Below are 15624 nucleotides of genomic sequence, written 5' to 3' on the forward strand. Positions count from 1 at the left end.
ACGAGCACCGGCCGACGGCGGACCCAGCAGAAGAACCACTGCACGAAGGGGAAGCCATGACAGCGACGACCGACGGAAGCACCGGGGCCCTGCCGCCCCGCGCTGCCTCGGCCAGCGACACCCGCAAACAGACGACTCCCGAGGCGGCCGGGACAGTCGAGACCCGAGACGCCGCCGCGCTTGCGATGCAGCGTGCCACCGACTTCCTGCTCACCCGGCAGGACGTCGAGGGCTGGTGGAAGGGCGACCTCGAGACCAACGTCACGATGGACGCCGAGGATCTGCTGCTCCGTCAGTTCCTGGGCATCCAGGACGAGGCGACCACGCGGGCCGCCGGGCTGTTCATCCGCGGCGAGCAGCGGGACGACGGCGCCTGGGCGACGTTCTACGGCGGCCCGGGCGAACTCTCCACCACCATCGAGGCGTACGTCGCCCTGCGGCTGGCCGGGGACAGCCCGGACGAGCCGCACATGGCGCGGGCGTCCGGGTGGATCCGTGAGCGGGGCGGCATCGCCGCGGCCCGCGTCTTCACCCGGATCTGGCTCGCCCTGTTCGGCTGGTGGAAGTGGGACGACCTGCCCGAACTCCCGCCGGAGCTCATCTACTTCCCCAAGTGGGTGCCGCTGAACATCTACGACTTCGGGTGCTGGGCGCGGCAGACCATCGTGCCGCTGACGGTCGTCTCCGCCAAGCGCCCGGTGCGGCCCGCCCCGTTCCCGCTGGACGAGCTGCACAGCGACGCCGCCGATCCCAACCCGGTCAAGCCCCTTGCCCCGGTGGCGAGTTGGGACGGTGTCTTCCAGCGCCTGGACAAGGTGCTGCACACCTATCGCAAGGTCGCACCGCGCCGGCTGCGCAAGGCCGCCATGAACACCGCGGCGCGCTGGATCATCGAGCGGCAGGAGAACGACGGCTGCTGGGGAGGCATCCAGCCGCCCGCCGTGTACTCGGTCATCGCGCTGCACCTGCTGGGCTACGACCTCGAACACCCGGTGATGCGGGCCGGGTTGGAGTCCCTGGACCGCTTCACGGTGTGGCGCGAGGACGGGGCGCGGATGATCGAGGCCTGTCAGTCCCCGGTGTGGGACACCTGCCTCGCCACCATCGCGCTCGCCGACGCGGGGCTGCCCGCCGACCATCCGGCGCTGGTGAAGGCCGCGGACTGGATGCTCGGAGAGGAGATCGTCCGGCCCGGCGACTGGTCCGTCAAGCGGCCCCAACTTCCGCCAGGCGGCTGGGCGTTCGAGTTCCACAACGACAACTACCCCGACATCGACGACACCGCCGAGGTGGTGCTCGCGCTGCGCCGGGTCAGGCACCATGACCCGGACCGCGTCGAGAAGGCCATCGGGCGCGGGGTCCGCTGGAACCTCGGGATGCAGTCGAAGAACGGTGCGTGGGGCGCCTTCGACGTCGACAACACCAGCCCGTTCCCCAACCGGCTGCCGTTCTGCGACTTCGGCGAGGTCATCGACCCGCCGTCCGCGGACGTCACCGCGCACGTCGTCGAGATGCTCGCCTTCGAGGGCCTCGCCCACGATCCGCGCACCCGGCGAGGTATCGAGTGGCTGCTCGCCGAACAGGAGGCCAACGGCTCCTGGTTCGGCCGCTGGGGCGTCAACTACGTCTACGGAACGGGGTCGGTTGTCCCGGCCCTCGTCGCCGCCGGATTCCCCGGCTCGCACCCCGCGATCCGCCGGGCGGTGACCTGGCTGGAGACCGTGCAGAACGAGGACGGCGGCTGGGGCGAGGATCTGCGCTCCTACCACGACGCGGCCGAGTGGAGCGGACGGGGCGCCTCCACGGCGTCCCAGACGGGGTGGGCGCTGATGGCGCTGCTCGCCGCCGGGGAGATCGACTCCAAGGCCGTCGAGCGCGGGGTCGCCTGGCTCGCGGAGACCCAGTTGGCGGACGGCTCCTGGGACGAGCCGTACTTCACCGGGACCGGGTTCCCGTGGGACTTCTCGATCAACTACAACCTCTACCGTCAGGTCTTCCCGCTCACCGCGCTCGGTCGCTACGTCAACGGCGAACCGGTCGTCCAGGTCAAGGGGGGCTGATGGAAAGGCAACCCGCGCCGACTCCGCTCGTGATCGCCTGTGCGCTCGGCATCGAGCACCTCGCGCTGCGCAGCGGCGACCGGAGCGGCGCCGACGGGCCGGTCACCGTGCTGCGCACCGGCATGGGGCCCAAGGCCGCCGAGCGGTCCGTCACCCGCCTGCTCGCAGACCCGGCGCTGCGCGATGCGGCGGTCCTGGCCACGGGCTTCTGTGCGGGGCTCGCACCCGGCATGCACCCCGGTGACCTGGTGGTCGCCGAGGAGACCAGGGACCCGCGCTCCACCACTGCCTGCGTGGGCACCGACCTGCTCGTCAAGGAACTCGTGCGTGCCATGCCGGGGCGCACCGTCCACACGGGGCCGCTCACCGGCTCCGATCACGTCGTCCGCGGTCACGAACGGGCGGATCTGCTCGCGACCGGCGCGATCGCGGTCGACATGGAATCGGCGTCCACGCTCCACAGCGCCGTGCGCACGGGCGTGCGCCCGGTTGCGGCCGTACGGGTGGTCGTGGACGCTCCAGAACATGAACTCGTCCGAATCGGGACGGTGCGCGGTGGAATATCAGCTTTCCGTGTCCTTCGTGCCGTCCTTCCCGCTTTTTTTGAATGGCACCGTTCTTTGCTGCTCCCTCGGAGGTGAGCCATATGGCCATGCCCCTTCGGCAGACCATGAAGGTCGCTGCATACCTGTTTGAACAGAAGCTCAGGAAGCGGGACAAGTTCGCGCTGCTGGTCGAGTTGGAACCGCTCTTCGCGTGCAACCTCGCATGCGAGGGCTGCGGCAAGATCCAGCACCCGGCGGGGGTGCTGAAGCAGCGCATGCCCGTGGCGCAGGCCGTGGGCGCGGTGCTGGAGTCCGGTGCGCCGATGGTGTCCATCGCCGGCGGTGAGCCACTGATGCACCCTCAGATCGACGAGATCGTGCGCCAGTTGGTGGCGAAGAAGAAGTTCGTCTTCCTCTGCACCAACGCCATGTTGCTGCGCAAGAAGATGGACAAGTTCAAGCCCTCGCCGTACTTCGCGTGGGCCGTGCACATCGACGGGCTGCGCGAGCGGCACGACGAGTCCGTGGCCAAGGAAGGCGTCTTCGACGAGGCGGTCGAGGCCATCAAGGAGGCCAAACGGCGCGGCTTCCGGGTCACCACCAACTCGACCTTCTTCAACACCGACACCCCGCAGACCATCATCGAGGTCCTCAACTTCCTCAATGACGACCTGAAGGTGGACGAGATGATGCTCTCGCCCGCCTACGCCTACGAGAAGGCTCCCGACCAGGATCACTTCCTCGGCGTCCAGCAGACCCGGGAGCTGTTCAAGAAGGCCTTCGCGGGCGGCAACAGGCGCCGCTGGCGGCTCAACCAGAGCCCGCTCTTCCTGGACTTCCTGGAGGGCAAGGTCGACTTCCCGTGCACCGCGTGGGCGATCCCGAGCTATTCGCTCTTCGGCTGGCAGAAGCCCTGCTATCTGATGAGCGACGGGTACGTGCAGACGTACAAGCAGCTCCTGGAGGAGACCGACTGGGACTCCTACGGCCGCGGCAAGGACGACCGGTGTGCCAACTGCATGGCGCACTGCGGCTACGAGCCGACCGCCGTCCTCGCGACCATGGGCTCCCTCAAGGAGTCGCTGCGCGCCGCCCGCGAGACCTTCACGGAAAGCAAGGGCTGAGGTCATGACCGCCGTTTCCTTGGGCGTCCCCGAGGTGCCGGTCCGACCGATCGCGGAGCGCCGCCTCTCGCGGCAGATCCAGGTCGGGCCGGTGGCGGTCGGGGGCGGGGCACCCGTCTCGGTGCAGTCGATGACGACGACGCGTACGTCGGACATCGGCGCCACCCTGCAGCAGATCGCGGAACTCACCGCGTCCGGCTGCCAGATCGTCCGCGTCGCCTGCCCCACGCAGGACGACGCCGACGCCCTCGCGACCATCGCCCGCAAGTCGCAGATCCCGGTGATCGCGGACATCCACTTCCAGCCGAAGTACGTGTTCGCGGCGATCGACGCGGGCTGCGCGGCGGTGCGGGTGAACCCGGGCAACATCAAGCAGTTCGACGACAAGGTGAAGGAGATCGCGCGCGCCGCCAAGGACGCGGGCACCCCGATCCGGATCGGCGTCAACGCGGGCTCGCTCGACCGACGGCTGCTGCAGAAGTACGGCAAGGCCACGCCGGAGGCTCTGGTCGAGTCGGCGCTGTGGGAGGCCTCGCTCTTCGAGGAGCACGGGTTTCGGGACATCAAGATCTCGGTGAAGCACAACGACCCGGTGGTCATGGTCAACGCCTACCGGCAACTGGCCGCCCAGTGCGACTACCCGCTGCACCTCGGCGTCACCGAGGCCGGCCCTGCCTTCCAGGGCACCATCAAGTCGGCGGTCGCCTTCGGCGCGCTGCTCAGCGAGGGCATCGGGGACACCATCCGGGTGTCCCTGTCGGCCCCGCCCGCCGAGGAGTGCAAGGTCGGCATCCAGATCCTGGAGTCCCTCGGGCTCAGGCAGCGGCGCCTGGAGATCGTGTCGTGTCCCTCCTGCGGGCGCGCCCAGGTCGACGTGTACAAGCTGGCCGACGAGGTCACGGCCGGCCTGGAGGGAATGGAGGTGCCGTTGCGCGTCGCGGTCATGGGCTGCGTCGTCAACGGCCCCGGCGAGGCGCGCGAGGCCGACCTCGGTGTCGCCTCCGGCAACGGCAAGGGCCAGATTTTCGTCAAGGGCGAGGTCATCAAGACCGTCCCCGAGTCGAAGATCGTGGAGACCCTCATCGACGAGGCGATGAAGATCGCCGAGCAGATGGGGAAGGACGGCGCCGAGTCCGGCGCTCCGACCGTCACGGGAACACCCGCAGTGACTGTGAGTTGAAGTAGGCACGGACCGAGAGGGGGCCCGAGCGTGACGATTTTGGAGAGCATCCGGGGACCACGCGACCTGAAGGCGCTGTCCGAGGCGGAGATACGTGAACTGGCCGAGGAGATCCGGGAGTTCCTGGTGCACGCGGTCGCCAGGACCGGCGGTCACCTCGGGCCCAATCTGGGGGTGGTGGAACTCTCCATCGCGCTCCACCGGGCTTTCGAGTCACCCGTCGACCGCATCCTGTGGGACACCGGCCACCAGAGCTATGTGCACAAGCTGCTGACAGGACGTCAGGACTTCTCCAAGCTGCGCGGAAAGGGCGGCCTGTCCGGCTACCCGTCGCGCGACGAGTCCGAGCACGACGTCATCGAGAACAGCCACGCCTCCACGGCGCTCGGCTGGGCGGACGGACTCGCCAAGGCCCGGCAGGTGCAGGGCGAGAAGGGGCATGTCGTCGCGGTCATCGGCGACGGCGCGCTCACCGGCGGCATGGCGTGGGAGGCGCTGAACAACATCGCCGCCGCGAAGGACCGCCCGCTGATCATCGTGGTCAACGACAACGAACGCTCGTACTCGCCCACCATCGGCGGCCTCGCCAACCACCTCGCCACGCTGCGCACGACCGACAGCTACGAGAAGGTCCTCGCCTGGGGCAAGGACGTGCTGCTGCGCACGCCGGTCGTCGGGAACACCGTCTACGAGTCGCTGCACGGCGCGAAGAAGGGGTTCAAGGACGCGTTCGCGCCGCAGGGCATGTTCGAGGACCTCGGGCTCAAGTACGTCGGGCCGATCGACGGGCACGACGTGGGGGCCGTGGAGTCGGCGCTGCGGCGCGCGAAACGCTTCCACGGGCCCGTGCTCATCCACTGTCTGACGGAGAAGGGTCGGGGCTACGAGCCCGCCCTCGCGCACGAGGAGGACCACTTCCACACGGTCGGCGTGATGGACCCGCTCACCTGCGAGCCCCTCGCACCCTCCAACGGACCTTCCTGGACCTCGGTGTTCGGCGACGAGATCGTCTCGATCGGAGCGGAACGCGAGGACGTCGTGGCGATCACGGCGGCCATGCTGCATCCCGTGGGGCTCGGCAAGTTCGCCGAGAAGTTCCCCGACCGGGTGTGGGACGTCGGCATCGCCGAGCAGCACGCCACGGTCTCCGCGGCAGGCCTCGCCACCGGCGGCCTGCATCCCGTCGTCGCCGTCTACGCGACCTTCCTCAACCGCGCCTTCGACCAGCTCCTGATGGACGTCGCGCTGCACCGCTGCGGCGTGACCTTCGTGCTGGACCGGGCCGGCGTCACCGGCGTCGACGGCGCCTCGCACAACGGCATGTGGGACATGTCGATCCTCCAGGTCGTGCCGGGCCTCAGGATCGCCGCGCCGCGCGACGCCGACCAGCTCCGCGCCCAGCTGCGTGAAGCGGTCGCCGTCGACGACGCGCCGACGCTCATCCGCTTCCCCAAGGAGTCGGTGGGACCCTCGATCGAGGCGATCGACCACGTGGGCGGGGTGGACGTGCTGCACCGCGGGGAGCGCCCCGAGGTGCTGCTCGTCGCCGTCGGCGTCATGGCGCCGGTCTGCCTCCAGGCCGCCGAGCTGCTGGAAGCCCGCGGGATCGGCTGCACGGTCGTGGACCCGCGCTGGGTGAAACCGGTCGACCCCTCGCTGCCGGGACTGGCCGCCGAGCACCGCATGATCGCGGTCGTCGAGGACAACAGCCGGGCGTCCGGAGTCGGCGCAGCCGTCGCGCTGGCACTGGGAGACGCCGAAGTCGACGTTCCCGTACGGCGGTTCGGCATTCCGGAGCAGTTCCTCGCGCACGCCAAGCGGGGCGAGGTGCTGGCCGACATAGGGCTCACGCCCGTCGAGATCGCGGGGCGGATCAGCGCCGGGCTGGCCGTCAAGGAAGAGCTGTCCAAGGAGAAGAAGGAATGACCGACCCTGCTCAGAAGGGGGAGTTCGACCTCGGCGCGCTCCTCGCCGAACGCGGAGCCGAGCGCTACGAGCTGCACACCAAGCACCTGAACCACCAGCTCCCGCGCATGCTGCACACCATCGGCTTCGACAAGGTCTACGAGCGGGCCGAGGGCGCGCACTTCTGGGACGCGGACGGCAACGACTACCTGGACATGCTCGCCGGGTTCGGGGTGATGGGCCTGGGCCGCCATCACCCCGTCGTCCGCAAGGCGCTGCACGACGTCCTCGACGCCTCGCTCGCCGACCTCACCCGCTTCGACTGCCAGCCCCTGCCCGGCCTCCTCGCGGAGCGGCTGCTGACCCACAGCCCGCACCTGGACCGGGTGTTCTTCGGCAACAGCGGTACGGAGGCCGTCGAGACCGCGCTGAAGTTCGCCAGGTACGCGACCGGCAAGCCGCGCATTCTGTACTGCGCGCACGCCTTCCACGGGCTCACCACCGGCTCGCTCTCCGTGAACGGCGAGGACGGCTTCCGCGACGGCTTCGCCCCGCTGCTGCCCGACACGGCCGTCCCGCTCGGCGATCTCGACGCACTGGCACGGGAGTTGAAGAAGGGCGACGTCGCCGCGCTCATCGTCGAGCCCATCCAGGGCAAGGGCGTGCACGAGACGCCGCCCGGATATCTGCGCGCTGCCCAGGAGTTGCTGCACAAGCACAAGGCGCTGCTCATCGCGGACGAGGTGCAGACCGGGCTCGGCCGCACCGGGGACTTCTACGCCTACCAGCACGAGGAGGGCGTGGAGCCGGACCTGGTGTGCGTGGCCAAGGCGCTCTCCGGCGGCTATGTGCCCGTCGGCGCGACCCTCGGCAGGGACTGGATCTTCAAGAAGGTCTACTCGTCGATGGACCGCGTCCTCGTCCACTCGGCGAGCTTCGGCTCGAACGCCCAGGCCATGGCGGCGGGCCTCGCCGTGCTGTCGGTCATGGAGAACGAGCAGATCGTCGCGCAGGTCCGTGCGACCGGTGAGCAGCTGAAGGCGCGGCTCGCGGCGCTCGTGGACAAGTACGAGCTGCTGAGCGACGTCCGCGGCCGGGGCCTGATGATCGGCATCGAGTTCGGGCGGCCCAAGTCGCTGAAGCTGCGCAGCCGTTGGACGATGCTGCAGGCCGCGCGCAAGGGGCTGTTCGCGCAGATGGTGGTCGTCCCGCTGCTCCAGCGGCATCGCATCCTCACCCAGGTCTCCGGTGACCATCTGGAAGTGATCAAGCTGATTCCGCCGCTGGTCGTCGACGAGGGCGATGTGGACCGGTTCGTCGAGGCGTTCACCGCGGTGATGGATGACGCGCACAGTGGTGGCGGTCTGATGTGGGACTTCGGGAAGACTCTGGTGAAGCAGGCCGTGGCGAACCGCTGAGCGGCTGGTAGGTGCGGGTGAGTGGGCCTGCGGGAGGATTTTGCCTCTGAGGCAAGAAATTTGCCGCAAAGGCAAGCCTCTGGCTGAATCGAGGTATGAGCCCCACTGAGGGTCCGCCCCCTGCTGAGGGCAGGACCCCTGCCGAACCGGGGACGGCCGAAGAAGAGCCGTCCGCCGTGCTGCCCGCCGTCGCACCCCAGCTGCGTGCGCTGCGCCGCCGTGCCTCGCTGACCCTGGAGGCCGCGGCCCGCGCCGCCGGACTCTCGCCCGCGCACCTCTCCCGCCTGGAGACCGGGCAGCGCCAGCCCTCGCTGCCGATGCTGCTCGCGCTCGCCCGTATCTACGATACGACCGTCTCGGAGCTGCTCGGCGAGACCGTCGCCGAGCGGGACGCCGTCGTGCGCGCCGCCGACATGGAGCCGACCCGGGCCGGTGGCTGGACGTACTGGCCGGCCGGCGCCGCGGGCCGCGGAATGCAGGCCCTGCGCGTGCACGTGCCCTACGGGGCGCAGGGCGACATCGTGCGCGTCCACCCCGGTGAGGAGTGGCTGTACGTCCTCAAGGGGCGGCTGCGGCTGCGCCTCGGCGACGCCGCGCATGTGCTCGCGCCGGGCGACAGCGCGCACTTCGACTCGCTCACCCCGCACCGCCTCGCCGCCGACGGCCGCGAGGGGGCCGAGCTGCTCTTCGTACACACCCTGCTGCAGAGCCCCAGCGCCGCGCTGTGCCTCGGCCCCCTGACGGGAGAGACGTCATGAGAGACATGGAAGAGAAGTTCCCCCGCGCCCTGTGGGTGCGACTCATCATCTACGTCGCCGTGGGCCACCTCTTCGCGGCCTTCATCTATCTGCTGTTCACCCTGGGCGCGCACAACCAGTGAGCGGCGCCGCCACCCCGGCGGCCGTCAGTCCAGCAGGCGCTCGCGCAGCCGCTCGCGCAGCTCCGGCGTGATGCCCAGACCCTTCTCCAGGTAGGTGTCTACGTCACCCCAGGTCTCCTCGATCGTCTCGAAGGCCGCCGTGAGGTACTCGGCGCGGGCGTCGAACAGCGGGGCGAGCAGTTCCATGACCTCCGGTGAGTACGCGGAGGCGGACGTGCTGCTGCGGTGGACCTTGTAGCGACGGTGGGCCGCGTTCGACTCCAGGTAGTCCGCCACGATCGCGTCGCGCTCGACGCCGAGGGCGAGGAGCGTCACAGCTATCGAGAGGCCCGCGCGGTCCTTGCCCGCCGCGCAGTGCATCAGGGCCGGGGCGCTGTCCTCGGCCAGTGCGCGCAGTACCTGGGAGTGCTCGGCGGTGCGATCCCTGACTATCTTGCGGTACGACCCGATCATCCGGTTCGCCGCCTTGCCGTCCGAGAGGAGCTCGCGCAGCTGGTCGATGTCGCCGTCGCGGACCATCCTCCAGAACTCGGCGCCGTCGGCCGGATCGCTGAGCGGAAGGTTCACGTTCCGCACGCCCGGCAGCTCGACGTCCGGACCCTCCAGCTTCTGGTCCGAGGCATTGCGGAAGTCGAAGATCGTGTGCAGGCCCAGCGAAGCGAGGAACGCGGCGTCGTCCTCGGTCGCGTGCGCGAGGTGACCGCTGCGGAACAGCACCCCGTGCCGCACCCTCCGGCCGTCCACGGTGGGCAGGCCGCCCACGTCCCGGAAGTTGCGCACTGCGGCCAGTTCGGGCTCGGTCGACGGGACCTGCTGCGTCACGGGGGCTCCTCCCACTGCGCCCCGTCGACGCGGCTTCGGTGGTGGCCGACGGTGCGCTCTCGACGATACGACATGGGTTCCTGGGGCAATGAGTTGTCCACAGGGCGTTGCCTGCGGGGCCGAATGCGCCGGATGATGTTGGTGCTTGATCGCACCTGTTCGTATCTGTGGGGGCTTGATGATGGAGATCGGCGGCAACGGTCGCATCTGGCTGCTTTCCGGGCCGACCAGCAGTTACGCACTGCGGCTCACCGAGCAGGACGAGCTGCTGCACCTGCACTGGGGCCCGCGGATCACCCTCGCCGACGCCGAGGCGCTGGCCGCGCTGCCCGCGCCGCAGTACTGGCCCTTCGAGTCACAGCTCGACGGCCATGAGGAGTATCCCGTCGAGGGCGGCCCCCGCTTCGTACGCCCCGCGCTGTCCGTGCGTACGGACGAGCGGCGCGGCACCGAGTGGCGGTTCGAGGCGCACGAGGCGGACGGTGACGAACTGCGGCTGCGCTTCTCCGACTCCGGCCTCGGCATCACGCTGCACTACCGCACCCGCGGTGACGTCGTGGAGCGCTGGGTGACCCTCGAGAACGAGGGCCCGGCCGTGGAGCTGCTGCGCGCCGACTCCGCGACCTGGACGCTGCCCGAGCGCGACGGCCGGCGCCTGTCCCAGCTGCACGGACGGTGGGCGGCCGAGTCCCGGCTCGTACGCTCCCCCCTCACCTACGGTGAGAAGGTCATCGGCAGCCGCCGCGGGCACACCGGGCATCAGCACCTGCCCTGGGTCGCGCTCGACGACGAGGCGACCGAGGAACGCGGCGAGGTGTACGGCTGCGCGCTCGCCTGGTCCGGCTCGTGGCGGATCTCGGTGGCCCAACTCCCGGACGGGCGCGTGCAGATCACCGGTGGCGCCGGATACGACGACTCGGGCCTGCTGCGCCTGGAGTCCGGGGAATCGTTCACGACGCCGGTCTTCGCGGGGCTGTGGAGCGACGGCGGCTTCGGCGGGGCGAGCCGGGCCTGGCACGCGTACCAGCGTGCGTACGTCATCCCGGACGCGGACCGGGACCGGCCGGTGCTCTTCAACTCCTGGGAGGCCACGGGGTTCGACATCTCCGAGGAGCAGCAGGGCACGCTCGCACGGCGGGCCGCGGCGATCGGAGTCGAGCTGTTCGTGGTCGACGACGGCTGGTTCGGGGCGCGCACCAGCGACCGGGCCGGGCTCGGAGACTGGACGCCCAACCCCGACCGCTTCCCGGGCGGCCTCAAGCCGCTCGGCGACTACGTGCACGCGCTCGGCATGCAGTTCGGGATCTGGGTCGAGCCGGAGATGGTCAATCCGGACAGCGAGCTCTACCGGCAGCACCCCGACTGGGTGCAGTTCCAGACCGGACGAAACAGGACCGAGTACCGCAATCAGCTCGTACTGAACCTCGCGCGCCCGGACGTCCAGGAGTACCTGTGGGAGCAGCTCGACAGCATGCTCTCCAGCGCCCCGATCGACTACGTGAAGTGGGACTTCAACCGCTGCTTCACGGATGCCGGCTGGCCCGGCGACCCCTACCCGCAGCGGCTGTGGGTCGACCACGTGCAAGCCCTGTACGCCCTGCTGGACCGGCTGCGGGCCGCCCACCCCGGGGTCGCCTTCGAGTCCTGCTCGGGCGGCGGCGGCCGGATCGACCTCGGCATCATGGCCCGCACGGACCAGGTGTGGACCTCGGACAACACCGACCCGCTCGACCGGCTCGCCATCCAGCACGGCTTCAGTCAGATCCACCCCTCCCGGGTCATGGCCGCCTGGGTCACGGACAGCCCGAACACCCAGCTCAACGGACGTGTCAGCACTCTGCGCTTCCGGTTCGTGAGCGCCATGGCCGGGGTGCTCGGCGTCGGCGGCGATCTGACCGAGTGGAGCGAGGAGGAGCTCGGCGAGGCGCGGGAGTGGGTGGAGCTCTACAAGGAGATCCGGCCCGTCGTGCAGCGTGGGGACCTCTACCGGTTGCGGCCCCCGGAGGGCGGGCTCAGCGCGGTGCAGTACGTCCACGGTGACGAGGTCGTCGTCCTCGCCTGGCTCCAGGCTCAGCGTCACGGTGAGCCCGTCGCCCCGCTGAGACTGCGCGGACTTGGCCCTGAAGACGCGTACGAATGCCGCGAAACCGGCGAAACGCACCGTGGCGCGGTGCTGCTTCATCATGGGCTGCGCACAAAGCTGCGCGGTGACCTTGATGCGACGGTTATTCGACTGCGTCGCAAGTGACTGTTCTGTCCGAATTAGAGCCTTCGTTACAACTAGCCCTGGAATAGGGCTACCTGGGCTTGCGTGGCGTGAGCAGCGTCATAGTGGTAACGGTGAGTCGTGGTCATGCTCACGTAATTTCCCTTTGTTTTCAGTGGATTCAAAGAATGCCGGAGATCCTTATCCACGCAGCGTCACCGGGTTTGTCCACAAGGATCAAGAAAGCGGTGTTCACAGGAAACCCAATGCTTGTCCCGCTGCGCTCGTTTCGCTTACGTTCGCCACCAATCCGGACGGACGCCCAATCCTGCCGCCGCCCGGAATCCGCACACTCACCCGTCACGGCAGGAGCGGGGGACCCACAGGTAGAACGCCTGTTCCGGTCTCCGGAACGGCTAGGGGTAAAGCCGCGCGAGAGTGCGGCCGGGCATCTCCAGTCCGCACCCGACAGCTCACCTCGCAGGCGCCGGAGAGGAAAACGCCATGCCCGCGAAGGGTAAGCACCGCCGTCCCAAGTCCCAGCGTTTCACCCGCTCCATCGCAGTCGCCGGAACCGGTGGCGCCGCGCTCGCGCTGCCGCTGATGGGGGCCACGGGTGCGCACGCCGCCACCCCCGCCGCCGCTGTTTCGACGGTTCCCGAGAAGACCGCCGAGAACGTCGCGCAGAACGTCTCGGAGAAGACCATCACCGCCGCTCCGACCGCCGCCCAGAAGTCGGGCACGAGGACCTACGCGGTGCGGGCCGGTGACTACCTCTCGAAGATCGCCGACGACCAGAACGTCACCGGCGGCTGGAAGAAGCTCTACTCCGACAACCGCGCCGCCGTCGGCAGCGACCCCTCGCTGATCCACCCGGGCCTGAAGCTGACGATCGGCAAGAAGGCCGCGACCGCGGCAACCCAGTCGTCCGGCAAGAGCACGCAGACGACCGAGTCGAAGGCCGCGCCGACGACCGAGTCCAAGACCACTCAGTCCGCCGACACGGCCAGCAGCTCCGGCTACGGCCTGCCCGTCTCCGGCGCCACTGTCGGCACCGGCTACAAGGTCCCCGGCGGCATGTGGTCCAGCGGCTACCACACGGGCGTGGACTTCGTGGTGCCGACCGGCACCACCATCAAGGCCATCGCCGCGGGCACCGTCGTCTCGGCCGCCTACGACGGCGCCTACGGCAACGAGGTCGTCATCCAGCACGCCGACGGCCAGTACAGCCAGTACGCCCACATGTCGCAGCTCTCCGTCTCGGCGGGCCAGACCGTGACCGAGGGCCAGCAGCTCGGCCTCTCGGGCGCGACCGGCAACGTCACCGGGCCGCACCTGCACTTCGAGATCCGCACCACGCCGAACTACGGCTCGGACGTGGACCCCGTGGCGTATCTGCGCTCGCACGGCGTGGCCGTCGGCTGACGCCCGCCTGCTCCTCGCCTCCGAAGGCCGGACCCCACGATCCCCGGGGCCCGGCCTTCGGTGTGCGCGGCTCCATGTGCGGTTCATGATCGCCGCATTGCGGTCTTGTGGCACGACCGCACGAGGTATCGACAGGCGTGCGACAGTGACGCCACAGTGATCTCCGCAAGCGCTTTCTATGCTTACGGAGGTCCCCGTGCCCGGCGTCCAGCGACGCACTTTCATCAAGGGCGCCGCGACCGCGGCCGCCACCGCCCCGTTCTCCTGGGCTCTCTCCCGCAGCGCCTCCGCCGCCGACGATGCGGGCGGTGACACCGAACTGCACTGGCTGGAGGGCTCCGCGCCCGCCGCCCACGCCGGGACCACCTGGGGTGTGCCCTGGGCCCGCGGCACCCATCAGCCCGACCGGACGTTCCGGCTCACCACCGCCTCCGGCGACGACGTCCCCGTGCAGAGCTGGGTCACCGGCCACTGGCCCGACGGCTCGGTGAAGTGGACCGCCCACGCGATCGCGCCCGGCGCCGCCAAGGCCGACACGTACCGGCTGGCCGCGGGCGCCCCCGCCGTCCCCGCCCGGAAGGTCACCGTCACGCGGACCGGCGGCCGTATCGAGGTGTCGACCGGTGTCATCACGGCCGTGTTCGGCGCAAAGGGCTCCGACACCGTCGTCCGCAGCGTCCGGCGCGGCTCGGCGGAGATCGCCCGCGACGGACGGCTGGTCGCCCTGCGCCAGGGCTCGCTCCGTGACGGCGTCGCGACCGAGTACTTCACCGGGCGGATCGAGAAGACCGAGGTCGAACAGGACGGGCCGGTCGAGATCCCCTGGATCTCCACCAACTCCTCCGCCCAGTGGGCACTCGCGGCGATCCAGAACCTCGCGCTGATCGGAGACCGGATCCCGTCATGGAACGCCCGCTGATCACCGCCGTGGCCGCGCTCCTGGCCCTGGCGAGCGCCCCTCCCGTCTTCGCGTCCGACCACGCGAACGTCGTACGCCCCGACGACAGGCGCCTGTCCTACGAAGGCCACTGGGGACGTACGCCGGAGGCCGCGACCACTGTCAACTCCGGCTCACGGCTGCACTTCCGCTTCACCGGCGGCGAGGTGCACGCCCTCTTCGATGTCGGGTCGATCACCGTGCCCGCGCAGATCTATGTGTCGGTCGACGGCGGACCGAAGCGGCTGTACGCCGTCGACCGGGACGACCTCGATATCGACGCGCCCGGCCGGGGACCGCACACCGTCGAGATCTCCGTCAAGGACGTGTTCTCACGGGCCAACCGCTGGACCCCTCCTCTGGAGACGGGCGTCGTGCTCACCGGGCTGCGACTCGACGAAGGCGCGCGTCTGCTTCCCCAACACCGGCCGCCCACAAGGCGGTTGGCGTTCTACGGCGACTCCATCACCCAGGGAGTCATGGCGCTGTGCGAGGTCAACACCTCCGACTGCGCCGACGGCACGGCCGCGTACCCCACCCTGGTCGCGGACCGGCTGGGCGCCTCCCTCACCCAGGTCGGCTTCGGCAGGCAGGGCGTGATCCAGACCGGAAACGGGGGAGTGCCCGCCGCCGGGGACGCCTACGGCTGGAACTACGCCGAGTCCAGGGCTACTTCGGATCGCCGTGCCGACGTGATCGTGGTCAACCAGGGCACGAACGATGCGGCGTCCACAGCAGGCGGCTTCCGGTCGGCCTACCGGTCCTACCTCGAAGAGCTCAAGGCCGCCGCCCCGCACGCCCGCATCCTCGCCCTGTGCCCCTTCGACGGCACGCACGCCGAGGACATCGCGGCCGTCGTGGACCAACTCGCCGACCAGCGCGTGGAGTTCGTCGACACCACGGGGTGGCTGTCCCTTGAGGACGGCGACTTCAACGGCACCGTCCACCCCAACACCCAGGGCCACAGCAAGGTGGCCGACCGCCTCTCAGCCGTCATCCTCTCCGCGCTCGCTCTCGACAAGGAGCACTGAACCGTGAGACCCCGAAGACTCGGCGCCGTAGCCGCCGCGGCCCTGCCGGCCGGGCTGGTCGCCGCCCCGGCGCAGGCCACCGGGCAGCAGC

13 protein-coding genes and 1 riboswitch are annotated in these 15624 nt (G+C 69.8%); of the genes, 12 read left to right on the forward strand and 1 reads right to left on the reverse strand.

What is annotated here, in order from left to right; translation table 11 throughout:
- Window positions 1–56: 56 nt before the first annotated feature.
- The 8 genes from shc (at window position 57) to ABZS97_RS06830 (ending at window position 9112) form a co-directional block, all read left to right on the forward strand.
- Window positions 57–2060, forward strand: coding sequence for a squalene--hopene cyclase (gene shc / locus ABZS97_RS06795; RefSeq protein ID WP_356134374.1), 2004 nt, complete (start codon window positions 57–59; stop codon window positions 2058–2060).
- Window positions 2060–2701, forward strand: coding sequence for a 1-hydroxy-2-methyl-2-butenyl 4-diphosphate reductase (locus ABZS97_RS06800; RefSeq protein WP_356134377.1), 642 nt, complete (start codon window positions 2060–2062; stop codon window positions 2699–2701). The genes shc and ABZS97_RS06800 overlap by 1 nt, the downstream gene beginning before the upstream one ends.
- 5 nt (window positions 2702–2706) lie before the next feature.
- Window positions 2707–3729 carry an adenosyl-hopene transferase HpnH gene (gene hpnH, locus ABZS97_RS06805; protein ID WP_356134379.1) on the forward strand — a complete coding sequence of 341 codons (1023 nt, stop codon included), beginning with the start codon at window positions 2707–2709 and terminating at the stop codon, window positions 3727–3729.
- 4 nt (window positions 3730–3733) lie between these two features.
- Complete coding sequence (gene ispG, locus ABZS97_RS06810) at window positions 3734–4909, forward strand: flavodoxin-dependent (E)-4-hydroxy-3-methylbut-2-enyl-diphosphate synthase (protein ID WP_356134381.1); 1176 nt, start codon at window positions 3734–3736, stop codon at window positions 4907–4909.
- A gap of 30 nt (window positions 4910–4939) precedes the next feature.
- Window positions 4940–6835 carry a 1-deoxy-D-xylulose-5-phosphate synthase gene (gene dxs, locus ABZS97_RS06815; RefSeq protein ID WP_356134383.1) on the forward strand — a complete coding sequence of 632 codons (1896 nt, stop codon included), beginning with the start codon at window positions 4940–4942 and terminating at the stop codon, window positions 6833–6835.
- The gene (locus tag ABZS97_RS06820) at window positions 6832–8232 is read left to right on the forward strand and encodes an aspartate aminotransferase family protein (protein WP_356134385.1); all 1401 of its coding nucleotides are present in this window, start codon (window positions 6832–6834) and stop codon (window positions 8230–8232) included. Before dxs ends, ABZS97_RS06820 begins: the two co-directional genes overlap by 4 nt.
- A 95-nt stretch (window positions 8233–8327) precedes the next feature.
- A complete protein-coding gene (locus tag ABZS97_RS06825) occupies window positions 8328–8990 on the forward strand; it encodes an XRE family transcriptional regulator (RefSeq protein ID WP_356134387.1) in 663 nt (220 codons plus the stop codon).
- A complete protein-coding gene (locus ABZS97_RS06830; protein ID WP_356134389.1) occupies window positions 8987–9112 on the forward strand; it encodes a DUF6126 family protein in 126 nt (41 codons plus the stop codon). The genes ABZS97_RS06825 and ABZS97_RS06830 overlap by 4 nt, the downstream gene beginning before the upstream one ends.
- 24 nt (window positions 9113–9136) lie before the next feature.
- On the opposite strand, the gene ABZS97_RS06835 is transcribed toward ABZS97_RS06830, so the two are convergent.
- On the reverse strand, window positions 9137–9934 hold the full coding sequence (locus ABZS97_RS06835) for a tyrosine-protein phosphatase (protein WP_356134391.1): 798 nt from the start codon (window positions 9932–9934) through the stop codon (window positions 9137–9139).
- A gap of 178 nt (window positions 9935–10112) precedes the next feature.
- Here ABZS97_RS06835 and ABZS97_RS06840 point away from each other — a divergent pair, with 178 nt between their 5' ends.
- From ABZS97_RS06840 to ABZS97_RS06855, 4 genes are all read left to right on the forward strand, one after another.
- Entirely contained in the window at window positions 10113–12182 is a 2070-nt protein-coding gene (locus tag ABZS97_RS06840) for an alpha-galactosidase (protein WP_356134393.1), read from the forward strand.
- 302 nt (window positions 12183–12484) lie between these two features.
- A riboswitch (cyclic di-AMP (ydaO/yuaA leader) is annotated at window positions 12485–12640 on the forward strand.
- Between the two features lie 4 nt (window positions 12641–12644).
- The gene (locus ABZS97_RS06845) at window positions 12645–13565 is read left to right on the forward strand and encodes a peptidoglycan DD-metalloendopeptidase family protein (RefSeq protein WP_356134395.1); all 921 of its coding nucleotides are present in this window, start codon (window positions 12645–12647) and stop codon (window positions 13563–13565) included.
- Window positions 13566–13761: 196 nt separating this feature from the next.
- Window positions 13762–14484 carry a hypothetical protein gene (locus ABZS97_RS06850; protein ID WP_356134397.1) on the forward strand — a complete coding sequence of 241 codons (723 nt, stop codon included), beginning with the start codon at window positions 13762–13764 and terminating at the stop codon, window positions 14482–14484.
- Entirely contained in the window at window positions 14469–15533 is a 1065-nt protein-coding gene (locus tag ABZS97_RS06855; protein WP_356134399.1) for a GDSL-type esterase/lipase family protein, read from the forward strand. The genes ABZS97_RS06850 and ABZS97_RS06855 overlap by 16 nt, the downstream gene beginning before the upstream one ends.
- The last annotated feature ends 91 nt before the right edge of the window (window positions 15534–15624 follow it).

It is taken from the genome of Streptomyces sp. NPDC005485 (genome assembly GCF_040606085.1).
Lineage (GTDB): Bacteria > Actinomycetota > Actinomycetes > Streptomycetales > Streptomycetaceae > Streptomyces.

Excerpts from the sequence above, each read along its gene's own strand:
- shc (WP_356134374.1), top strand. The coding sequence starts at position 57 with ATGACAGCGACGACCGACGGAAGCACCGGGGCCCTGCCGCCCCGCGCT.
- ABZS97_RS06800 (WP_356134377.1), top strand. The coding sequence starts at position 2,060 with ATGGAAAGGCAACCCGCGCCGACTCCGCTCGTGATCGCCTGTGCGCTC.
- hpnH (WP_356134379.1), top strand. The coding sequence starts at position 2,707 with ATGGCCATGCCCCTTCGGCAGACCATGAAGGTCGCTGCATACCTGTTT.
- ispG (WP_356134381.1), top strand. The coding sequence starts at position 3,734 with ATGACCGCCGTTTCCTTGGGCGTCCCCGAGGTGCCGGTCCGACCGATC.
- ABZS97_RS06820 (WP_356134385.1), top strand. The coding sequence starts at position 6,832 with ATGACCGACCCTGCTCAGAAGGGGGAGTTCGACCTCGGCGCGCTCCTC.
- ABZS97_RS06825 (WP_356134387.1), top strand. The coding sequence starts at position 8,328 with ATGAGCCCCACTGAGGGTCCGCCCCCTGCTGAGGGCAGGACCCCTGCC.
- ABZS97_RS06830 (WP_356134389.1), top strand. The coding sequence starts at position 8,987 with ATGAGAGACATGGAAGAGAAGTTCCCCCGCGCCCTGTGGGTGCGACTC.
- ABZS97_RS06840 (WP_356134393.1), top strand. The coding sequence starts at position 10,113 with ATGATGGAGATCGGCGGCAACGGTCGCATCTGGCTGCTTTCCGGGCCG.
- ABZS97_RS06845 (WP_356134395.1), top strand. The coding sequence starts at position 12,645 with ATGCCCGCGAAGGGTAAGCACCGCCGTCCCAAGTCCCAGCGTTTCACC.
- ABZS97_RS06855 (WP_356134399.1), top strand. The coding sequence starts at position 14,469 with ATGGAACGCCCGCTGATCACCGCCGTGGCCGCGCTCCTGGCCCTGGCG.